This is a genomic window from Arthrobacter sp. AL05 (assembly GCF_029960715.1).
Classification (GTDB): Bacteria; Actinomycetota; Actinomycetes; order Actinomycetales; family Micrococcaceae; genus Arthrobacter.
The window spans coordinates 24,949-45,013 of sequence record NZ_JASBRC010000010.1 but is presented as its reverse complement, the minus strand read 5'-3'; the positions used below and the strand labels follow the sequence as shown (position 1 = coordinate 45,013).

General features: G+C 68.3%; 16 protein-coding genes. 8 read left to right on the top strand and 8 right to left on the bottom strand.

Annotated features, from left to right (window positions below; genetic code table 11):
- The first annotated feature begins 11 nt into the window (after window positions 1-11).
- Window positions 12-653 carry a 16S rRNA (guanine(966)-N(2))-methyltransferase RsmD gene (gene rsmD / locus QK287_RS13010; RefSeq protein ID WP_282360341.1) on the top strand — a complete coding sequence of 214 codons (642 nt, stop codon included), beginning with the start codon at window positions 12-14 and terminating at the stop codon, window positions 651-653.
- A gap of 158 nt (window positions 654-811) precedes the next feature.
- On the opposite strand, the gene QK287_RS13005 is transcribed toward rsmD, so the two are convergent.
- The 3 genes from QK287_RS13005 to QK287_RS12995 are packed head-to-tail and all read right to left on the bottom strand — an operon-like array spanning window position 812 to window position 3,656.
- On the bottom strand, window positions 812-1,594 hold the full coding sequence (locus QK287_RS13005; protein WP_282360340.1) for a fused MFS/spermidine synthase: 783 nt from the start codon (window positions 1,592-1,594) through the stop codon (window positions 812-814).
- Window positions 1,594-2,802: an aminotransferase class I/II-fold pyridoxal phosphate-dependent enzyme gene (locus QK287_RS13000; protein ID WP_282360339.1), complete on the bottom strand. Its 1,209-nt coding sequence runs from the start codon at window positions 2,800-2,802 to the stop codon at window positions 1,594-1,596. The genes QK287_RS13005 and QK287_RS13000 overlap by 1 nt, the downstream gene beginning before the upstream one ends.
- Window positions 2,802-3,656 (bottom strand): SDR family NAD(P)-dependent oxidoreductase, encoded by an 855-nt coding sequence (locus QK287_RS12995; protein WP_282360337.1) that lies wholly within the window; start codon window positions 3,654-3,656, stop codon window positions 2,802-2,804. The genes QK287_RS13000 and QK287_RS12995 overlap by 1 nt, the downstream gene beginning before the upstream one ends.
- A 48-nt stretch (window positions 3,657-3,704) precedes the next feature.
- Here QK287_RS12995 and coaD point away from each other — a divergent pair, with 48 nt between their 5' ends.
- The 5 genes from coaD (at window position 3,705) to mutM (ending at window position 6,893) form a co-directional block, all read left to right on the top strand.
- Window positions 3,705-4,205 carry a pantetheine-phosphate adenylyltransferase gene (coaD, locus tag QK287_RS12990; RefSeq protein WP_226776188.1) on the top strand — a complete coding sequence of 167 codons (501 nt, stop codon included), beginning with the start codon at window positions 3,705-3,707 and terminating at the stop codon, window positions 4,203-4,205.
- A 174-nt stretch (window positions 4,206-4,379) separates the two neighbouring features.
- On the top strand, window positions 4,380-4,904 hold the full coding sequence (locus QK287_RS12985) for a YceD family protein (protein ID WP_226776187.1): 525 nt from the start codon (window positions 4,380-4,382) through the stop codon (window positions 4,902-4,904).
- 36 nt (window positions 4,905-4,940) lie between these two features.
- Entirely contained in the window at window positions 4,941-5,144 is a 204-nt protein-coding gene (rpmF, locus tag QK287_RS12980; RefSeq protein ID WP_009356569.1) for a 50S ribosomal protein L32, read from the top strand.
- Between the two features lie 21 nt (window positions 5,145-5,165).
- Window positions 5,166-5,924 carry a ribonuclease III gene (gene rnc, locus QK287_RS12975; protein WP_282360336.1) on the top strand — a complete coding sequence of 253 codons (759 nt, stop codon included), beginning with the start codon at window positions 5,166-5,168 and terminating at the stop codon, window positions 5,922-5,924.
- Between the two features lie 9 nt (window positions 5,925-5,933).
- Window positions 5,934-6,893: a bifunctional DNA-formamidopyrimidine glycosylase/DNA-(apurinic or apyrimidinic site) lyase gene (gene mutM, locus QK287_RS12970; protein ID WP_282360335.1), complete on the top strand. Its 960-nt coding sequence runs from the start codon at window positions 5,934-5,936 to the stop codon at window positions 6,891-6,893.
- Between the two features lie 40 nt (window positions 6,894-6,933).
- Here mutM and QK287_RS12965 read toward each other — a convergent pair whose 3' ends face one another.
- The 3 genes from QK287_RS12965 to QK287_RS12955 are packed head-to-tail and all read right to left on the bottom strand — an operon-like array spanning window position 6,934 to window position 11,614.
- Complete coding sequence (locus QK287_RS12965; protein WP_282360334.1) at window positions 6,934-7,905, bottom strand: NAD-dependent epimerase/dehydratase family protein; 972 nt, start codon at window positions 7,903-7,905, stop codon at window positions 6,934-6,936.
- A complete protein-coding gene (locus QK287_RS12960) occupies window positions 7,902-10,598 on the bottom strand; it encodes an alpha/beta fold hydrolase (RefSeq protein WP_282360333.1) in 2,697 nt (898 codons plus the stop codon). The genes QK287_RS12965 and QK287_RS12960 overlap by 4 nt, the downstream gene beginning before the upstream one ends.
- Window positions 10,592-11,614: a 3-oxoacyl-ACP synthase III gene (locus tag QK287_RS12955; RefSeq protein ID WP_226776181.1), complete on the bottom strand. Its 1,023-nt coding sequence runs from the start codon at window positions 11,612-11,614 to the stop codon at window positions 10,592-10,594. Before QK287_RS12955 ends, QK287_RS12960 begins: the two co-directional genes overlap by 7 nt.
- A 234-nt stretch (window positions 11,615-11,848) precedes the next feature.
- On the opposite strand from QK287_RS12955, the gene smc reads away from it, so the two are divergent.
- Window positions 11,849-15,442 carry a chromosome segregation protein SMC gene (gene smc / locus QK287_RS12950; RefSeq protein WP_282360332.1) on the top strand — a complete coding sequence of 1,198 codons (3,594 nt, stop codon included), beginning with the start codon at window positions 11,849-11,851 and terminating at the stop codon, window positions 15,440-15,442.
- Window positions 15,443-15,519: 77 nt separating this feature from the next.
- Complete coding sequence (ftsY, locus tag QK287_RS12945; RefSeq protein WP_253032528.1) at window positions 15,520-16,731, top strand: signal recognition particle-docking protein FtsY; 1,212 nt, start codon at window positions 15,520-15,522, stop codon at window positions 16,729-16,731.
- 98 nt (window positions 16,732-16,829) lie between these two features.
- Here the strand turns inward: ftsY and QK287_RS12940 are convergent, their stop codons facing one another.
- Window positions 16,830-18,521, bottom strand: coding sequence for a hypothetical protein (locus tag QK287_RS12940; RefSeq protein WP_282360329.1), 1,692 nt, complete (start codon window positions 18,519-18,521; stop codon window positions 16,830-16,832).
- 104 nt (window positions 18,522-18,625) lie between these two features.
- The gene (locus QK287_RS12935; RefSeq protein ID WP_226776238.1) at window positions 18,626-19,873 is read right to left on the bottom strand and encodes an MFS transporter; all 1,248 of its coding nucleotides are present in this window, start codon (window positions 19,871-19,873) and stop codon (window positions 18,626-18,628) included.
- Between the last annotated feature and the right edge of the window lie 192 nt (window positions 19,874-20,065).

Sequence of the window (20,065 nt, the reverse complement as noted above, 5' to 3'; positions counted from 1 at the left end):
GCGGCACGGCCATGAGCCGCATCATCGCCGGCGCCGCCGGTGGAAGCACCTTGGTCAGTGTCCCGGGATCGTTGACCCGGCCCACCACCGACCGGGTCAAGGAAGCGCTCTTCTCGCGGCTGGACGCCTTCGAGGTGATAGCGGACGCCCGCGTGCTGGACCTCTACGCGGGATCCGGTTCCCTCGGTGTGGAAAGTGCCAGCCGGGGCGCGCACAGTGTGGACCTGGTGGAATTCGACGGCAAGGCCAGCGCGGTCTGCCAGCGCAACGCCGACCTCGTTAATACCGTGGTGGGGCGCAAAGTGGTTTCCGTGCACCGCTCGAAAGTCGATTCGTTCCTTGAACGGACCCAGGAGGGTGCCCGCTGGGACCTCGTCTTCCTGGATCCGCCCTATCCGCTGGACGAACCGGGGCTGGCCGCGGTGCTCGCGCAGCTGGTCCCGCAGCTGGCCGAAGGTGCCGTCGTCGTGGTGGAGCGTTCATCGCGGACCCCCGAGCCGTCCTGGCCGGCGGGGATGGAACGCTTTGCGGAACGCAAGTACGGGGAGACGAAGCTCTGGTTCGCCGAACCGGGCGTGGAAGAAGAAGTCCTGGCGGACACGTCGGGGGCACCAAAAGCGCCGGAGGCAGAAGCCGAACCCGACGGCGACTAGGGCGCGGGCCCTCCTTCTTTGAGCCGGAGCGTGATGGCTCGAAGGACGGCGCCGCTGGTGCCGGCCGGCCGCCGGCGTGGATGAATCGGCCCGCCGAAGCGACGCGCAGGAAGTCGGTCACACGCTTTGGGTCAGACGGCCACGAACCGTCCGTTCGCCTAGTCGCTCAGGGCGTCCAGCGCGACCCCGGACAATACCTTCGCCGGGTGCGGCCCGCGGGCGGTAAGCGCTGCAGTCCACACCTCCGGCCACGGGCCCCGGGTGCCGGCCAGGATGATGTTGCCGGGATAGCGGCCGCTGAACATGCCGGTCTCAGCGCAAGCGGCGACGTCGGTCATGGCCCGGCGCAGCGCGGCCACCTGGCTTCGGACCAGGGTGAGCCCGGGTTCGTCGCCCACGTTGACTACCAGGACGCCGCGGGCAGTGAGCTTCGCCGCGGCCTCCCGGTAAAACTCGGTGCAGGCGAGGTGTTCGGGTGCCTCGGGCCCGGAGAAAATGTCCAGGATCACAACGTCGAAGCTCAGTTCCGGCGGCAGCTCGGCCAGGGCCGCCCTGGCGTCGCCGATCAGCGGGTGCAGCTCCGTGCCGTCCGGCAGCGGGAGCTGCTGCAGCACAAAGTCCAACAGCTCCCGCTCCAGCTCCACCGCGTACTGCACCGAGCCCGGCCGGGTGGCCTGGATGTAGCGGGCAAGCGTCAGCGCCCCGGCCCCAAGATGGAGCGCTGTGATGGGTTCGCCCCACGGTGCCGCGAGGTCCACCACGTGGCCGATCCGGCGCAGGTACTCGTAGAAAATATCCGCGGGCTCGGCCAGGTTGACGTGCGACTGTTCCGCCCCGCCGATGCTGAGCACAAAGCCGCCGTCGGTAAAGGCATCGGGTTCGATCGTGGCGTGTTGGCCGGTGGTCCGCAGGAAGCGGGTGGCCGCGGGAGTGTCCCGCATCAGAGCCGGTCGCGGAGGGTCGCAAGCCGTTCGGCGGCTTCCTGCAGGACGCTAATCTTCTTGCAGAACGCGAAGCGCAGCAGGCTCCGGGTGCGTTCGGCGCCGACCGGGTGGCAAAAGACCGCGACCGGAATGGCTGCGACACCCACCAGGGACGGCAGGCGGCGGGCCAGCTCCACGGCGTCGGAGATGCCGAGCGGAGCCGTGTCCACGTTGACGAAGTACGTTCCCTGCGGTGTCAGCACGTCGAAGCCCGCGGCCCGCAGGCCGTCACTCAGGACGTCCCGTTTGAGCTGGAGGGTATCGGCGATTCCGGTGTAGAACTCATCCGGCAGGCCCAGCCCGGCCGCAATGGCGCTCTGGAACGGCGTACCGGAGCTGTAGCTCAGGAACTGCTTGACCGTGCGGGCGGCGGCGACCAGATGCTCCGGTCCGCTGAGCCAACCGATCTTCCAGCCGGTAAAAGAAAAGGTCTTCCCGGCGGAAGAAATGGTCAGCGTCCGTTCCGCGGCGCCCGGCAGCGTGGCCACCGGGATGTGTCGGGCACCAAAGGTGAGGTGCTCGTACACCTCGTCGGTGATGATCACGGCGTTGTGCCTGGTGGCGAGCTCGACGACGCGTTCGAGCACCTCGAGCGGGAACACCGCACCGGTGGGATTGTGCGGGTTGTTCACCAGCACCACCTTGGTGCGGCTGCTGAACGCTGCCTCGAGCGCGTCCAGGTCCGGCATAAAGTCAGGGGCCAGCAGCGGTGCGGTGACGTGCCGGGCACCGGAGAGGCCAATAATCGCACCGTAGGAATCGTAGAACGGCTCGAAGGTGAGGACCTCGTCGCCCGGCCCCACGAGCGCCAACAGCGAGGCGGCGATGGCCTCGGTGGCGCCGGTGGTGACAATAATTTCGGTTTGCGGATCCGGGGCCAGCCCGTAGAAGCGTTCCTGGTGAAGGGAAATCGCCTCCCGCAGCTCCAGGATGCCCTTCCCGGGGGCGTACTGGTTGGCGCCGGCAGCGATGGCGGCCTGCGCGGCAGCCTTGATTTCCACCGGGCCGTCTTCGTCCGGGAAACCCTGGCCGAGGTTGATGGCACCCGTCTGCAGGGCGAGGGTGGTCATTTCCTCGAAGATGGTGACGCCGAGGCTGCCGTCGGGGGAGAGCAGGTTCGCTCCTGACGCGGTCCGCTGCCAGGGGGACGGTTGGGGGAAGTTCATCAGCTGCCCGTCTTCTGGCCGCGCCCGGTGAACTTGTCCATTGTGGCGTAGATCCCGAACACCTTCCCGCCCACGAAGTCCCAGGCCCGCACCGGCAGTATGCCGCGCAGCACCTTGCCCAATTGCGCAGCCGCCGGGGCGATCAGTTGCGGCCGGCCGGCGGCAGCGGCCCGCCAGGCGCGGTCAACGGCGTCGTCCGGGGTCATCAGCGGCGTCAGCAGCGGTCCGCGGGCGCCCTCGAACATCCCGGTGGAAATGTAGCTGGGGCAGAACGTCGTGACGGCGAGGTGGCGGAAGCCTTGCTGCTCGAGCTCCAGCCGGAGCGAATCGCTCCAGCCGATGACAGCCCACTTGGACGCGGCGTACACGCTCATCCGCGGATTGGAGACGGTGCCGGCGGCCGAGGCGATGTTGAGGATCCGGCGGGGCCGGCCGGCGTCGGCCATCATGGCAGGCAGGAACGCGTGGGTGACGTACATCGGTGCCAGCGCGTTGATATCCATGGTCAGCGCGATGTCCCGCTCCGGGTTGTGGTCCCAGAAGAGCGCGCCGCGAACGATTCCGGCGTTATTGACCAGCAGGGTCAGCGGACCTTCCTCCCGGCACGCCTCGGCGGCGTCGGCAATCGCTGCGCGGTCGGCGAGATCCACCTCCCGGACGACGGCGCGCGCTCCGAGGGCGGTCACCTCGGCGGCGGTCTTGGCGAGGCCGTCGGCGTCGACGTCCCAGAGAATTACGACGGCGGCGCCCTCGCGGGCCGCCCGCAGGGCGTACAGGCGGCCCATGCCCATGGCGGCCCCGGTCACGAGAACCGCGCCGCCGGAGACGGTAAAGGGAATGCTTGATGCTGACATTCAGCCATGCTATCCCGGCCGGTGCCGGCAATACGGTAGGTTCGGAGCATGAGACGCGCCGTATGCCCTGGCTCCTTTGATCCGATCCACAACGGCCACCTGGAAGTCATCGCCAGGGCCGCCGGTCTCTTTGACGAGGTCATTGTGGGCGTCTCCACAAACTACGCCAAGAAATACCGCTTCACCCTCGAGGAACGCCTTGATATGGCCAGGGAAACCCTGGCTTCCCTGCGCGGCATCGTGGTGGAACCGGTAGGGGAGGGACTGCTCGCGGAGTACTGCCGCCAGCGGGGGGTGTCTGCCATCGTCAAGGGCCTGCGTTCCTCCTCCGACTTCGACTACGAACTGCCGATGGCGACGATGAACCGCCAACTCACCGGCGTCGAGACGGTCTTCCTTCCGGCCGAAAGCCACTACCTGCACTTGTCTTCGACGCTGATCAAGGAAGTGTTTTCCCTGGGCGGCAATGTGTCCGAGTTTGTGCCCCGCTCCGTGCTGAAACGGCTGCGCGGCGGCGATCCGGTCCAGGACCAGCCGCGCAGAGGGTAAGCTTGATCGGTACTCGGCGGCCTGCTGCCGGTTGCGCGGCCGAAACCTAAGCGGCCTGCGGTGTGAACCGCGGGTGTGCCCCCCGGTTTGAGTCCGCCCGGAAGATCAGGCTAAGATAGTACGTCGGTCATATGTTCAACAGGAGTTCTCATTAAACGAGATGCTAGTTCGCCCTTGGCGTTCGACGTCAAGGACCTCGGACGCAGTCCGGGAAGCATGCGGACGCTGAAGGAACATGTACCCGCACCAGAAGATCTTGGTGTGGCGCTCATTGGTGTGCAGCAAGGCTCGGATGTCGAGCTGGATCTGCGGCTGGAGGCCGTACACGAAGGAATTTTGGTATCAGGAACCGCGCACGTAGAAGTTACTGGCGAATGCGGCCGATGCCTGGATCCCCTTGCGTATGACCAAGAGGTCGATGTGCAAGAACTTTTCTTCTACGAGGACGCAGAGTTCTCGGATGAAGAAGACGAAGAAGAGCAACGTCGAGTCGAGCACGATCTGATCGATCTTGAACCGGTGTTGCGGGACGCAGTTGTTACCATACTGCCGTTCCAGCCGGTGTGCCGGGAAGACTGCCAGGGCCTTTGCTCCGAATGCGGAGTTCGCCTGGAAGACGAGCCGGGGCATCACCACGAGGTGGTAGATCCTCGCTGGGCTGCCCTAGCTGACTTGGCTAAGCCTGACCGGCAAAACTGATTTGTAAGTGTTGGACTAGAGAGAAATGAGTTAGCCGTGGCTGTCCCGAAGCGGAAAATGTCTCGCTCGAATACCCGCGCCCGCCGCTCCCAGTGGAAGGCAACCGCCCCCCACCTGGTGAAGACTGTCGAGAACGGCCAGGTTACATACAGCCTGCCGCACCAGGCAAAGGTCGTTACCGACTCGGCTGGCACCGCGCTGTTCCTTGAATACAAGGGCCGCAAGGTCGCAGACGTCTAATCCGCCAACTGGCTGACTAAGATGTCTTCAACTGAAGAGCTTCTGAAGCGTCTCGGTGTCTCTATTGACGCCGGGACGCTTCGTCTTGCGCTCACACACCGTTCCTACGCCTACGAAAACGGCGGTATCCCCACCAACGAACGTCTCGAGTTCCTGGGCGACTCCATTTTGGGGTTCTCGGTCACCGACGCGTTGTACCGTGACAACCCCACCCTGCCCGAAGGGGACCTGGCCAAGCGCCGGTCCGCCGTCGTGAGCACCCGTGCCCTCGCGGGCATCGGCCGCAGCATCGGGCTCGGGGAGTTCATCTACCTGGGGCAGGGCGAAAAGCTCACCGAGGGTAAAAACAAAGCGTCCATCCTTGCGGACACCATGGAAGCGCTGATCGGCGCCACCTATATCTCCAATGACATTGAAACCGCACGCCAGCTGGTCATGCGGCTGATCGGGCCGTTGCTGAAGGACGCCGCTGCGCTCGGCGCGGGGACCGACTGGAAAACGAACATCCAGGAGCTGGCGGCCGCCCGCCAGCTCGGGACGATCAACTATGCAGTGGAGGGTTCCGGGCCGGACCACGCCCGCACGTTCGAGGCCATCCTGCGGATCGGCGGCAACGACTACGGCAACGGCTCCGGAAACTCCAAAAAAGAGGCCGAGCAGGAAGCTGCAGCGGACGCCTGGCGCAGGCTCTCCGCACCGCCGGCGGGTGAACCGGCAGCGGCGCCCGTCGAACCCGCGACGCCCGAGGGGCAGCAACTGCAGTCCCAGCCCGGCGCCTAGGCACGCACCGTGCCTGAACTGCCCGAGGTTGAAGTGGTCCGCCGCGGACTGGTGGACTGGGTCCGGGGCCGGACCATCACCGCCGTCGAAGTGGTGGACCCGCGCTCCATCCGCCGGCACACGCTCGGTCCGGAGGACTTCGCCGGAAACCTTGAAGGCGCCCGCGTCCTGGACGTCGTCCGGCGGGGCAAGTTCCTCTGGCTGCCGCTGGCGGACACGCCCGACGTCGGCCGGTCCGAGAGCGGCAGGCCCACTGTAGCGTTGATGGCGCATCTGGGGATGTCCGGGCAACTGTTGATGCAGGAATCCTCCAGTGCCGACGAGAAGCACCTGAAAGTGCGGCTGCGGCTCAGCCCGGCCGACGGTATGCCCGAACAGCTCCGCTTTGTGGACCAGCGGATCTTCGGCGGCCTGTTCCTCACCTCGCTGATCCCCACGGCCGACGGCGGTCCCGGCGGCCTGGCCGAAACGCCGTTGCCGCTGATTGCTGCGGAAGCCTCCCACATCGCGCGGGACCCGCTGGACCCGGAGTTCTCCTTCGAGGAGTTCTACCGGCGCCTGCGGGCCCGGAAGACGGGCCTCAAACGTGCACTGCTGGATCAGGGGCTGGTCTCCGGGATCGGCAATATCTACGCGGACGAGTCTCTTTGGCGGGCGAAGCTGCACTATGCCCGCCCCACCGACACCCTGCGCCGGGCTGACGCCCTGCGGGTCCTGTCTGCTGCACGCGAGGTCATGACGGATGCCCTGGCCGCCGGCGGGACAAGTTTTGATTCGCTCTACGTCAACGTCAACGGGGCCTCGGGCTACTTCGACCGCGCGCTCAACGCCTACGGCCGCGAAGGCCAGGAGTGCAAGCGCTGCGCCGCCGTCGGCCTGGTGAGCCTGATGAAGCGCGAACAGTTTATGAACCGTTCCTCCTACACCTGCCCCGTCTGCCAACCGCGGCCACGGAACGGCCGCTGGTAACTGAGCCCGCGGACGGGCGGGCACCGGGACACCGCGAGGTCTAGTGCCGGCCGTAGTGCCGGGCCAGCCGCGCCAGGCCCTCGTCCAGCGTCACGGCCGGGGTCCAGTCGAGGAGTTTGCGGGTCTCGCGCTGGTCAAACCAGTGGGCAGTGGAGAGCTGCTCGGCAAGGAACCTGGTCATGGGAGGCTCCGCAGTCCGGCCGGCCCGGGTCCAGAGCTTTTCCACCAGCGATCCGGCCGCCCGCGCGAGGCCGCCCGGGACCTTCCACGACGGCGCCGGGACGCCGCCCGCGGCGCAAATGCCCGCCAGCAGCTCACCGACCGGCCGGGGTTCCCCGTTGCTGATGACCAGCGCCCGGCCGTGAATGTGCTCCATCCGATGCAGCGCGGCAACGATCGCCGAGGCGGCATTGTCCACATACGTGGTGTCAATCAGGGCCGCCCCGGAGTCGAGCAGCGGCAGCCGGCCGCGGCCGGCGCGGTCCAGGACCCGTTCCACCAGCTGTGTATCCCCGGGACCCCAAACGATGTGCGGGCGCACCGCCGCGACCCTGAATTCCGCCGAGTCCGCGGCCAGTGCCAGCAGCTCGGCCGCGGCCTTGGTGCGGGAGTAGTCGCCGTGCGCGCGGGCCGGGTCGGCCGGATCGGCGCCCAGCCCGGCGATGGCAGCGCCGGAATTTGCCACGGAGGGGGAGGAGACGAACACCACAGACCGGACCCCGGCCTCGCGGGCCGCACCGAGCAAGCTGCCGGTGGCCGCGACATTCACCGCATCGAACTCCGCGGCCCGTCCGGTGAAGGAGACCTTCGCGGCCAAGTGGATGACGCCCTCGGCGCCGGCGACGGCGCAGCGGACGGCGCTCGGATCCGTGATGGACCCGGTCAGGTCGGCCGCGCCGGCGACGCCCGAGGGGCGGCGCTGGAAGGTGGTGACGTCGTGGCCCTGGCACACCAGCTGCCGGGCCACTTCCCCGCCAAGCAGGCCGCTCGCGCCGGTCACGAGCACCCTCAAGGTGTGCCTGCCCGGCCGCCGGCCAGGACTGCGGATGCCCACCGGGCCAGGCGGGTGCGGTCGATCTTGGCATTGTGGCGGATGTCCGTCGGCTGGGCCCGGACCACCAGCACGGCAGCGACGTTCACGCCGTCTGCCCGGGCGGCCGCCCGGACCCGCGCTGCCAGTTCCGGTGCCGCGGGGCCGGACCGGCGCGCGGGCGGGACGGTCTCGACGACGGCCACAACAGCCTGCGTTCCCGCCGGGCCCACTCCGACGAGGGCGGCAGGCCCGACGCCGTCCAGCCGTTCAAGGGACTGCTCGGTGCCCACGGGGGTGAGAACGGCATCCGGGCCCGTCACAACGTGTGCGAGGCGGCCTTCCACCCAGAGCCGGCCCGCGGCGTCGAAGTGCCCCACATCGCCGGTGCGGTGCCACCCGGCGGTGCGGGCACTCTCGCGCTGGGTCAGCCAGAGCCTGTCGTAGCTCGCTTTTACGTGCGGGGCGCTGACCAGGATCTCGCCGGTGACTCCCGGTTCCGTGACCGGGTTGTCTCCGGGGGCGGTGCCGTCGGCGGCGAGCGGGATCAGGGCCACCCGGGCGCCATAAACCGGCTGTCCCACACACACGCCGTTGCCGGCGCCGGCCATGGTCCCGGCAGCCGCGTCCGACCCGGCGTCGCGGATCTGTTCGAAGCTGATGTCCGTGACGGGCAGCGCTTCGGTCATTCCGTACGGGGTATGCAGCGAGGCGTGCGGCAGCAGCCGCTGCACGCCGGCCAGGAGGGCTTCGGCAACGGGGGCGCCGGCGGAGAGCAGCAGCTCCACACGCTCCAGCGCCCGGAGCCCCGCGGTGCCCAGGCCGTTCCGGGTGGCGAGGACATTGCGAAGCGCCGCCGGGGAAGCGAAGACCACTGTGGCGTCGATGGCCGCCGCGGCGTGTGCCAGTGCCTGGGCGGTCAGCGTGCCCGGAGCCGTGACGTCCATGGCGGGCGTTACGGAGACGGCTCCCAAGGCTGGTCCCAACAGTGCGAACGGCGCAAAACCCGCCACCAACCGCGCGCCCGGGCGGATCTCCAGCGTCCTGGCCACGGTGTCCCGCATCGCGGCCAGGCGCCGGTGCGTGTAAAGCACGCCCTTGGCGGGGCCGGTGGAGCCCGAGGTGAAGAGCACCGCCGCGGGCGCGTCCGCATCCGGTGCCTGCGGTGCTGGCATCCCGGACAGTGCATTGCCCCGGCGGGTGAGCGCGGGGAGGGAGGTTTCCACGGCGAGGAGCCGGCGGCGGGCAGCCGGCAGGTCACGCACGCTGATCCGCCGTCCAGGCCAGCCGAGCACGGCGGCGGCGGCAAGGGCCTTCTCGATTCCGATCAGGAAATCCGGGGTAGCGCCCTTGACGGCGCGGCTCAGGCCGCGGGTGCCGAGGCCCGCGTCGGCCACCACCACCACGGCGCCCAGCCGCAGGCAGGCGTACAGCACCACCGTCAGGTCCACGCCCGGCGGAACCATCAGGCTGACCCGGCTGCCGGCCCGGACGCCGGTGTCCGCCAGTCCTGCGGCGGTGGCTGCGACATGCTGTTCCAGGTCCCGCCAGTTTAATGCCCGTGCCACGGTGCCGTCCGCGGCCATCTCCGCGACGGCGGTCCCGGCGCCGTCGGGTCCCGCCGCGAGCTCCGTGAGCGGCGCCCACAGGGCCGGGGCCGGGATGCTGTGGGCCGGCGTCGCGGCAGGCTGCGCAGCGCCAGCCCCGATCGGGCCAGCCGCCTCGGCGTCTGCCGGATCGCTGTTGGCGCAGTGCCCGGCGAGCCACTCGAAGATGGGCGTGGCGATGTCCCGGTCCTCGGCCACCAGGTGGCCGGCGCCCTCGAAGCGGTGGACTTTTGCGTGCGGCAGCCGGCCCAGCAGGTCTTTGAGGTACCGGTCGGAGAAGATCGGGTCCCGGGGTCCCCAGAGCATCAGTGCCGGCACGCTCAGCCCGCGCAGGCCCTCGGCAACCCGGTTGAGTGCGGGAAAGCTGGGATGGGACGCATCGACGGGAATGTCCGCGACGAAGTTTCCCACGCCGTCGCGGCGGCCGGCGCCCCGATAGGGGGCCAGGTAGGTGCTGCGGACGTCCGCGGCCAGCGGCGGGTGCGCCAGGGAGTGCGTCACCCGCAGGAAGGCGTCCGACGTTGTGGTTCCCCAGCGGTGCACGGCCGGGTGCAGGGCAAGCCGCAGCGCCGGCGGGATGGGCGAGTCCGCGGGCTGGTGCACGGCGGTGTTCGTCAGGACAACGCCGGCGAGCTGCTGCGGATGGGCCAGGGCCCAGCCGAGGCTGATCACACCACCCCAGTCGTGGCCGACGGTGACCACCGGACCGTCCAGGCCGAGCGCGGCGGTGAGGTCGCCGAGATCACTGATCCTGTCCGCCAGCCGCCGGAACGTGCCGGTGCGCTCGGAGAAGCCCATGTCCAGCTGATCCACCGCGACCACCCGCCAGGGGTGCGCGGGGTCAGATCCGGCGGCCAGCAGGGTCCGCCACAGGTAGGACCAGGTGGGGTTGCCGTGCACACACAGCACGGTCCCGGCCGGTGTCAGCCCGCGGCGGGAGAGCTGCGCGCCGTTATCGAGCAGGTGCCAGCGGCGCACCGTTCCGGGCGGATCAGCAGCTGAGCCGGACGCCACCTCGATTTCGCGCGACCATTCCGGGTCGACGCCGGGCCAGCCGCCGGCTACCAAACGATTTCCACCATCGCGGTGTTGAGGCCCGAACCGACGCCCATGCACAGCACACGGTCACCGGATCCAAGGTTCTGCGCCTCGGCGGCCAGGGTCATCGGGAGGGAAGCCGGTCCCACGTTGCCCCAGTGCGGGAACGTGATGGGCACCTTATCCGGATCCAGGTCGATGGCGTCGATGATGGCCTGGGTGTAGGCGGTGCTCACCTGGTGCGTGACATAACGGTCCATCGAGCCCCAGTCCCATTCCGGCTGCGCCTCATGCCAGGCGTCGACTACCAGCTGCAGGCCGCCGTCGAGCAGGCCCTTTGTATCCGTTGTCATACCGTCGATGCCGCCCACACACAGCTCGTGGTGCTCTGTTCCGGCGCGCATCACGCCGCCAAGGATCCGGTGCGCCCCGGGGTGCTCGTCCGCCGGGCCCAGGACTGCCGCAGCGGCGCCGGAACCGAGGGTCAGGGTGGCAAACTCGCGGTTGAAGTCCGCGCGGGTGGTCTCCGGCCGCTGCAGCCGGGCCAGGGTGGCCTCCTGCGTAGCCTGGGCGTCCTCTCCGTTGACAATCACCGCGTACTTGATCTGGCCGGAGTCGATCATGTTGGCCGCCAGTGTCATGCCGTTGACAAAGCCGAGGCAGGCGTTTGCAAGGTCGAAGTTCATGGCGGACGACGGCAGGCCGAGCCCATGGTGGATTTTCACCGCGACCGACGGTTCGAGGTTCCGCCGCGTCACGGAGGTATTGATTAGCAGGCCCACCTCGGTTGCTTCGATGCCGGACTCGGCCAGGGCCTTTGCGCCCGCCTCGATGGCGGCGTCGTCGAACGATGTCCCGGGGGCCCACCACCGCCGGTGGGTGACGCCGGCAACGCGTTCCAGCAGCTTTGGCGGGAATTTCAACCGGCGCAGTGTGGCGGACAGTTTGTGGTCGAAATCCGTGGAACTGATGATCCTCGGAGCTTCGACGCTGGTCACCGAAAGCAAGGCGGTGTTGCGGTGCCGGAATGTTGCATTCCCTATCAATTCAAGCCTCTGTTCGTGTGTGTCCTGCGCTCAGGCGGGTGAGTGCACCTTCAAGCGCAAGCCCAAGAGCTTAACTACGTCCGGTGTCAATCCATTCCTGCATCTGCAGATTGAGAGGCATCTGCGCCGTGGTTGCGGGCCGCTGCACGGAAATGTCACGGCCCCGCAGTAGATTGTAGGTATCCGCGGCTGTCCCCACCATCCGCGTCCGCCGAGCAGGAGACCCGAAACACCTTGCACCTGAAAAGCCTGACCGTCCGGGGATTCAAGTCTTTCGCTTCGGCGACGACTTTCGAATTCGAGCCAGGCGTCACTGCCGTGGTTGGCCCCAACGGCTCCGGCAAGTCCAATGTGGTGGACGCCCTGGCCTGGGTGATGGGCGAGCAGGGCGCCAAGACCCTCCGCGGCGGCAAGATGGAAGACGTGATCTTCGCGGGGACGTCCGGGCGCCCGCCGTTGGGCCGCGCCCACGTCTCGCTCACCATTGACAACAGCGACGGCGCCCTGCCGATTGAATACAGCGAAGTCACGATTTCCCGCACGCTCTTCCGCACCGGCGGCTCCGAGTACGCCATCAACGGCGCCGGCTGCCGGCTCCTGGACATCCAGGAGCTGCTCTCCGACTCCGGACTGGGCCGCGAAATGCATGTGATCGTGGGCCAGGGGCAGCTGGACAAGGTGCTGCACGCCACCCCGGAGGACCGGCGAGGTTTCATCGAAGAGGCTGCCGGTATCCTCAAACACCGGCGCCGCAAGGAAAAAACGGTCCGCAAGCTCGAAGCGATGCAGGCCAACCTGGCCCGCCTGAGCGACCTCACCGGCGAGATCCGGCGCCAGCTCACGCCATTGGGAAAACAAGCCGAGGTGGCGCGGCGCGCCCAGACCGTCCAGTTTGAGGTCCGGGACGCACGCTCCCGGCTGCTCGCCGACGACCTCGTCCAGCTGCAGTCGGCCCTGGCCCGGGATATCGCGGACGAGAGCTCACTGAAGGCCCGTCGGGGCGTCATCGAACAGGAACTCGAGCTCGGCAGGCAGCGGCAGGCCGGCCTCGAACAGCGCGCAGCCGAAGCCACACCCGCGCTCAACGCCGCCCGGGACACCTGGTATCAGCTCTCCGCCGGGCGCGAACGGCTGCGCTCGCTGGGTTCACTCGCCGAGGAACGGCGCCGGCTGCTCGGCGATTCCGACACAGTGCCTGACACCGGGCGGGACCCGGATCAGCTCGACCGCCAGGCCGCCCGCGTCCGCGCCGAACAAACCGGGTTGGAGCACCAGATTGTGGAGCGCCGCAGCACCCTGGACGCCGCCACCGCCGCCAAAATCGGCGCGGAAAGTGCCGCCTCCGTCGAAGACAAACGGCTCGCAGCCTTGCTCCGGGCCGCCGCTGACCGCCGAGAGGGCCTGGCCAAGCTGGCCGGGCAGGTCGGCGCGGCCCGCTCCCGGGTCGAGTCCGCCCAGGCCGAACTCGGCCGGCTCCGCGACTCCCTCACGGCAGGGGAGGAACGCCGCCGGCATGCCCACAGCGAATTCGCCGCCCTGGAATCCCAGGTAGCCGGCGTGGAGGACGGGGAGGAGCGCCTCGACGCCGAGTACGAGGATGCCAGCACAGTGCTGGACAACATCACGGCGGAGATTAACGCCTTGACGTCGGCCGAACGCGACGGCGAACGGGAACGCGGTGCCCTGCTGGCCCGTCGAGAGGCCCTCCAGCTCGGATTGAACCGCAAAGACGGCTCGGCCCACGTCCTCGGTTCGGGAGCCTCCGGGGTGATCGGCTCGCTGGTGTCCATGATCACTGTGGAAGCAGGCTTCGAGACCGCCATCGCGGCCGCGCTGGGCGCCGCGTCCGACGCCGTTGTGGTGCAGGACAGCGTTGCTGCGGCCACCGCCGTCCAGCTGTTGAAGGACGACGACGCTGGCCGGGCCACCCTGCTGCTGGTTGGGGAACGCACCGCCCGCAACGAATCCGACGGGAAGCTGCCCGCGGGTGCCCGGTGGGCGTCCCGGATGGTATCGGCCTCCGGCGCCGCGGACGCCGCCACCGGCCTGCCCCTGACGGAGCTGCTGGCGGGCATCGCCGTCGTCGAGTCCCTGGCGGATGCAGCGCAGTTGATTGCAGGCCGCCCTGAACTGACCGCGGTGACCCTTGCCGGGGACGTCCTCACCGCGCTGACCGTCAGCGGCGGCTCCGCAACGGCACCGTCGCTGATTGAGGTGCAGGCCGCCGTCGACGACGCCGCCGCTCGCCTCGAGAGCGTCACCGCCGAGCTGGAGCGCCAACGGTTCGCCCTCGCCGCCGCGCAGGCCCGGCGGGCAGCGGCGCAGGACCGCGCCGATGCCGCCCTGGAAAAACTCCACGATTCGGACGCCCGGCTGGCGGCAGTCGCCGAACGGCTGGGACACCTGAACTCCGTGCTGCGCAGCGCCGTCGGCGAAAGCGAACGCCTCGCCGCCGCACTCGCAAAGGCAGAGGCCAACATCGAAAGCGAACAACTCGCGCTGGAAGCCGTAGCCGCCCGCCTCGCCGCCGCCCAGGAGGCGCCGGCCGAGGAGGAACCCTCTCCGGCGCACAGGGACGCCCTGGCCCTGGCAGCGTCGCTGGCCCGCAGCACCGAAATGGAGGCCCGGCTTGCCCTGCGCAGCGCAGAGGAACAACTCACGGCCACCGGCAACCGGGCAACGGCGCTCGAACGCGCAGCCGCCACCGAGCGCCGCGCCCGCGAAGAGGCAGCCGAACGGGCACGCCGCCGGCGGATCCAGGCCAAACGCGCCGCCGCCGTCCGCGCCGCGGTCACCCAGGTGATGGGCTTCATCGACGTGTCCGTGGAACTTGCCCGGCAGGAGCAGGACGCCGCGGAGGAACGCAAGGAACAGTTCGACGGCGAACTCGCGGCCGTGCGCACCGGCAACGATGCCCTCGCCCGCGAACTGGCCGACCTGACGGACTCCGTGCACCGCGACGAGCTGGCACGCACCCAGCAGCGCCTCCGGATTGAAGCCCTTGAGCTCAGAAGCGTTGAGGAACTCGGACTCACCGCCGAGCAGCTGGTCGCGGACTTCGGCCCCGGGCAGCCCGTTCCCGCGCCCGCCGGGGAATCGGCGGACAAATGGGCTGCCCTGCGCGCCCCGGTGGACGAGGACGGCCGTGAGATCGTGGCCGGCAAGCCCTACGTCCGCGCGGAGCAGGAGAAACGGCTCAAACGCGCGGAGCGGGACCTCTCCGCGCTGGGCCGGGTCAATCCGCTCGCGCTGGAGGAATTCGCCGCACTGGAGGAACGCCACCAATTCCTCAGCACCCAGCTCGAAGACCTTAAGTCCAGCCGGAAGGACCTGCTGGACATCATCAAGGAAGTCGACGAGCGCGTCCAGAAAGTCTTTGCCGAAGCCTTCGAGGACACCTCGGCGCAGTTCATCCGGATCTTCGCTCGGCTGTTCCCCGGCGGCGAGGGCCGGCTGGTCCTTACCGACCCCTCGGACATGCTCACCACCGGCATCGAGGTCGAGGCGCGTCCGGCCGGCAAAAAGATCAAGCGGCTCTCGCTGCTTTCCGGCGGCGAACGTTCGCTGACCGCTGTGGCCCTGCTCGTCGCGATCTTCAAAGCCCGGCCCTCGCCGTTCTACGTGATGGACGAGGTGGAGGCAGCCCTGGACGACACCAACCTGGGCCGGCTGATCACCATCTTCGAGGAGCTGCGCGAATCCAGCCAGCTCATCATCATCACGCACCAGAAACGCACCATGGAAGTTGCCGACGCCCTGTACGGCGTCACCATGCGAGGCGACGGAGTCTCCACAGTGATCAGCCAGCGGCTCGGCGCCGAGGTCTGAGCGGCCCGAACCTGAACGGTGCCGGCCCCTGTTTCCGGTCCCCGCTAGGGCTGTGGGGTTTGTGAGAAGCTAGGGGAGTGAACGACATCCTCCCTATTCTGTTGCCCATTCTCGCCGCCCTGGTGGTCCTCGGCGCGCTCATTCCGGTCCTGATGAAGACCCGGAAGAACGTCACCAGCTACCCCGGGAAGCGGGATGAGAACGATCCCGTGAAGCCCGGTGCCGGCGGTGGAACCCTCCTTGAGGACCGTCCCGCACCCCCGGCTGAGCGCAGCGCACCGGACTCCGTGGACCTGGCGGGCCTGGAGACAGTCGACGTCCCGGACAACGTCGCCGGGCTGGAAACCGTTCCGGTAGACACCCCGCTGCCGGTGGCCGGCCGCCTGATCCGGCTGCGCGAACGACTCGTGAAGTCCAACAACATCCTCGGCAAGGGCCTGCTGGCTTTGCTCTCCGCCGACAAGATCGATGAGAACGTCTGGGACGAGGTGGAGGAGACCCTCCTGCTCGCGGACCTTGGCACCGAGCCGACCCTGCAGCTCGTGGACGCGCTCCGCGAACGCGTCAAGGTGCTCGGCACCCGCTCGCCGGAACAGGTCAAGGCCCTGCTGCGCGAGGAGCTCATCAAGCTCGTCGACCCGACGATGGACCGGGCGCTCCGCGTCGAACGCCACGCCGACAAGCCCGCCATTGTGCTGGTCGTGGGCGTCAACGGTGTTGGCAAAACCACCACGGTGGGCAAACTCGCCCGGGTGCTCGTGGCCGAAGACAAGGACGTCCTCCTCGGCGCGGCGGACACCTTCCGCGCCGCCGCCGCCGAGCAGCTCGCCACCTGGGGACAGCGGGTCGGCGTGGCCACGGTGAAGTCCGACGTCGACGGTGCAGATCCGGCCTCCGTCGCCTACGAGGCGGTCAAGGCAGGCATCGACCAGGAGGTCGACGTCGTGATGATCGACACCGCCGGGCGCCTGCAGAACAAGACCGGCCTGATGGACGAACTGGGGAAGGTCAAACGCGTTATCGAGAAGCTTGCCGAGGTCGATGAGGTACTGCTCGTCCTCGACGCCACCACCGGACAAAACGGCCTGAACCAGGCCAGGGTGTTCGCCGAGGTCGTCAACATCACCGGCATCGTCCTGACGAAGCTGGACGGAACGGCTAAGGGTGGAATTGTGGTCGCCATCCAGAAGTCGCTGGGCGTCCCGGTCAAGCTCATCGGCCTCGGCGAGGGAGCGGATGACCTCGCCCCGTTCGACGCCGAGAGCTTCGTGGACGCCATCCTGAACTAGTCCCGCAGCCACAACGCCGCTTAAATCCAACTGGCTCCCAGGTGGTGTCGTCCGGGTTCCGGCAACGACACCAGCTGGGAGCCAGTTTTTTTGTGGACCTAGTACGTGAAGTTCAGGACCGTGACAGTGCCCGCGGTCAGCTTGAATTGCTGGGTCGGTGAGCCGTACGCGAAACCTTCGACAGTGGCGCGCTCTGCAATCGGAACCGGCTCGGACTTGGCGCCGTCGATCACTGTGCTGTCCTCAGCGCCAAAGCTCGGCCCGGAGAGCTGGGTCATGGTTCCGGTCAGCGCCTTCCCGGGCAGGGTGAGGGTGACGGCTGCCTGGGCGGCCTTCTCCGGATTGTTCTCGTTGACCAGGACCACTGTGGTGCTCCCGTCAGCGTTCTGCAGGGCGTAGCTGAACATCAGGCCGCCGCCCGTCGAGTCCAGTTTCAGGAACTTCCCGCCTTCCATCTCGGCAACCATGGACAGGCCAAAGAAGTTGGCCCGGCCGGTGATGACGCCGTCCGGCTTCAGGTAGGGGCCGCCGCTGCAGATGACGGACATGGGCGGACCACCCTTGCACGTCTGAAGCGAGCTGTGGAAACCGATCCGGGTAATGCCCAGTTGTGCGGCGTTCAGGGCATAGTCAGCGGTCCAGAGGGCCGAGCCGTGGGTGCGGGAAGTCTCGTTGGACCCGGGACAGGCGGCAATACCGGTCTCCGGAAGCCACACTTCCAGGCCCGCATCGCGGCCGGCCTTGAGCGCGGCCTGCTGGTAGTCTGCCGCGCGGTCATGCATCAGTTTGCTCATCAGGTTGGCCATGGTGGGCGACGCCAACGGATCCACTTTTCCGTCGCAGCTGTACATCGGATAGTTGTGGAAGGACAGGATCTTCTTCTGTGGAATGTCTGCATCAATGAAGGGCTGCCACCACTTCTGGTCGTAAGCGCCCGGACCGGAAATCGGAACGTTCGGCGCCACGGCGTTCATCGCGTTGGCGTAGGCCTTGAGCTCCGTGACGTACTTCTGAACGTTGTAGTCCCCCGGGCGGACGCCGTTGGAGCCGAAGCCGTTGGGTTCGTTGCCGACAGTAAAGCTCAGCAGCCGGGGTCCGAAGATCTGCGCCGCGTGCTTGGCCATATCCGCAGCGCGGTTCGGGTCGTAGTGGCCCAGATCGACGGTGAGGCTGACCGTTGCGTCTGCGGCCACCAGCAGCGTATTCAGGCGGCTGAGGTCCGCGGGTCCGACGGCACGGACCGGGTGGGCGGCATCGCCCTGGTAGCTGGCGGGAACCGGCTCGTTGCTGGAGGTCCAAAAGAACCGCCGGTCGACGGCGTTGCCGCCAAATCGCAGCACCGGCTGGTCGGCCTCTTTGAACAGCTTGACGATCGAGGCGTTGCTGCCGCTGAGGACGGGATCACCGAGGTCGGTGGCCTCGAGTGAGATGCCGACCAATCCCTTGCTCAGGGACGTGCCCACCTGATCCTTGGCAACCGTCACCTTCAAGGGTTCCACCGCTTCCAGCGGTGACCCGGCGCCGGGTCCGGGTTGTTTGTAGTAGGTGACGGCCGGAGCCGGCGGCAAGCTAGTCGAGGGTGTCGACGCCGAACTGGCTGTCGGGGAAGGTGCCGCCGCCGCGTCGCCGTCCCCAGCCGGCCTGAGGAAGAGCACCAGCGAGGCGATTACGGCCAGGACCGCGATGACCGACACCACGGCAGCGGGCCGGATTTTCCTGTGCTTGCTCCCGGCGCCGGCCTCAGGTCTGTCGTCGGGGGCGTTCTCGGTCGAATGTTCTTGGGGGGGCATAACAAACTTCTCCGGCTTCTGGGTGGGGACTGGCACCAGCCTAACGAAGTCCGCCGGTGAGCGTTGACGCGGACCCGGCAGCGGTCCGGAAGCCCTAGCTGGGATCAGGCGCCGCGCGCCGCCGGCCGCTGGAACGTTTCGCGGGCCAGCAGCCAGCCTGCGGCAGCCGCGATGAGGACACCGCCGGTGACCCCAAACGCCCAGCCGTAGCCCAACCGGTCCGCGAGGAGACCGGCCAGGACCGGGCCGATGATCGCGCCGCTATCGGAGGTCATCTGGAAGATTGCCAGGACCCTTCCGCCGGAGCGCTCGTTGCCGATCACATCGGCCATGGCGGCCTGCTGGGCCGGGCCCAGCAGGCCTGACCCGATTCCGGCGGCCGCGGTGGCGGCGAGGAACCACGGCAGCTCGTGCGTGAACCCGATCGTTGCCGTGGCGGTCCCGGTGACCAGCAAGCCGGCGATCATCATCGGTTTGCGGCCCAGGCTGTCCGCGAGCCTGCCGGAGAACGTCAACGCCACCGCGTTGGCGCCGGCGAACATTGCCAGCGCCCAGCCCGCAGATTCCGGGCCGGCGTTCAGGGCGGCGACAGCGAAGAGCGGCACCGTGGCCATCCGGACGCCAAAGGTTGCCCAGCCGTTCGCGAAGCTGGAGAACAGCCCGGCCCGGTAGGCGCTGTCCCGAAGCGCCGCCCCGAGCTCCATCGCCGGCAGCGCGTTCCCGTCCCGGCGTGCGGCGGCCGGCACATGACTTAGCTGGGTCTGCACCACGAGGGCTGCCAGGATCAGGGCAGCCGCGTAGACCAGAAACGGTACCCGCAGACCAAAGCCGGCCAGCAGCCCGCCCACCACCGGGCCGCACACGTTGCCGATCAGGAACGCCGAGGCGTAGGCGCCGGAAACCCGGCCACGGCTCTCCGGCGGCGCCAGCCTGACCACCAGGGCCATCGAGGCCACCGTGAACATCACCGAGCCGGCGCCGCCGAGGCCCCGGAAAACCAGCAGCTGCCAGTAGTCCTGCGCGAAGGCGCACGCCGCCGTCGACGTTGCAACAATCAGCAATCCGGCCACATAGACCGGCCGTTCGCCGAGGCGCACGATCAACGCGCCGCCGGCAGGTGCGAAGACCAGCCGCATAAAGGCGAAAATACTCACGATCACAGCGGCCGCCGTCGCGCCGACGTCGAACGTGGTGGCGAACTGGGGGAGTACCGGCGCCACCAGGCCGAAGCCCAGGGCGATCAGGAAAGCGGCCACCAGCATCACCTTGATGTCCCGGGGCAGCACCGCCTTGCCGCTGTTCAGTGTGTCGGCCCGGGGCGGTGATCCCGCGGGGCGGGGGGACTTACTCATGGTGGTGGCTTCCTGGGGAATCGGGCGGGGGAGGGCGCGCGGTGGAACGCGTGAAACATAACCGTAACAAGAAGGATTTGCACCATTTACTTCCGGGAGGTTCTTGTAACGCGCCGGCAATCTAAATTCTCTGCCGGCGAAACACGCTCCCGCCAAGATCTTCTTAGAACGCAAACCGCGTTGAGGCACGCG

Excerpts from the sequence above, each read along its gene's own strand:
- rnc (WP_282360336.1), top strand. The coding sequence starts at position 5,166 with ATGTCTTCAACTGAAGAGCTTCTGAAGCGTCTCGGTGTCTCTATTGAC.
- rsmD (WP_282360341.1), top strand. The coding sequence starts at position 12 with ATGAGCCGCATCATCGCCGGCGCCGCCGGTGGAAGCACCTTGGTCAGT.
- QK287_RS13000 (WP_282360339.1), bottom strand. The coding sequence starts at position 2,802 with ATGAACTTCCCCCAACCGTCCCCCTGGCAGCGGACCGCGTCAGGAGCG.
- QK287_RS12935 (WP_226776238.1), bottom strand. The coding sequence starts at position 19,873 with ATGAGTAAGTCCCCCCGCCCCGCGGGATCACCGCCCCGGGCCGACACA.
- coaD (WP_226776188.1), top strand. The coding sequence starts at position 3,705 with ATGAGACGCGCCGTATGCCCTGGCTCCTTTGATCCGATCCACAACGGC.
- QK287_RS12940 (WP_282360329.1), bottom strand. The coding sequence starts at position 18,521 with ATGCCCCCCCAAGAACATTCGACCGAGAACGCCCCCGACGACAGACCT.
- QK287_RS12995 (WP_282360337.1), bottom strand. The coding sequence starts at position 3,656 with ATGTCAGCATCAAGCATTCCCTTTACCGTCTCCGGCGGCGCGGTTCTC.
- QK287_RS13005 (WP_282360340.1), bottom strand. The coding sequence starts at position 1,594 with ATGCGGGACACTCCCGCGGCCACCCGCTTCCTGCGGACCACCGGCCAA.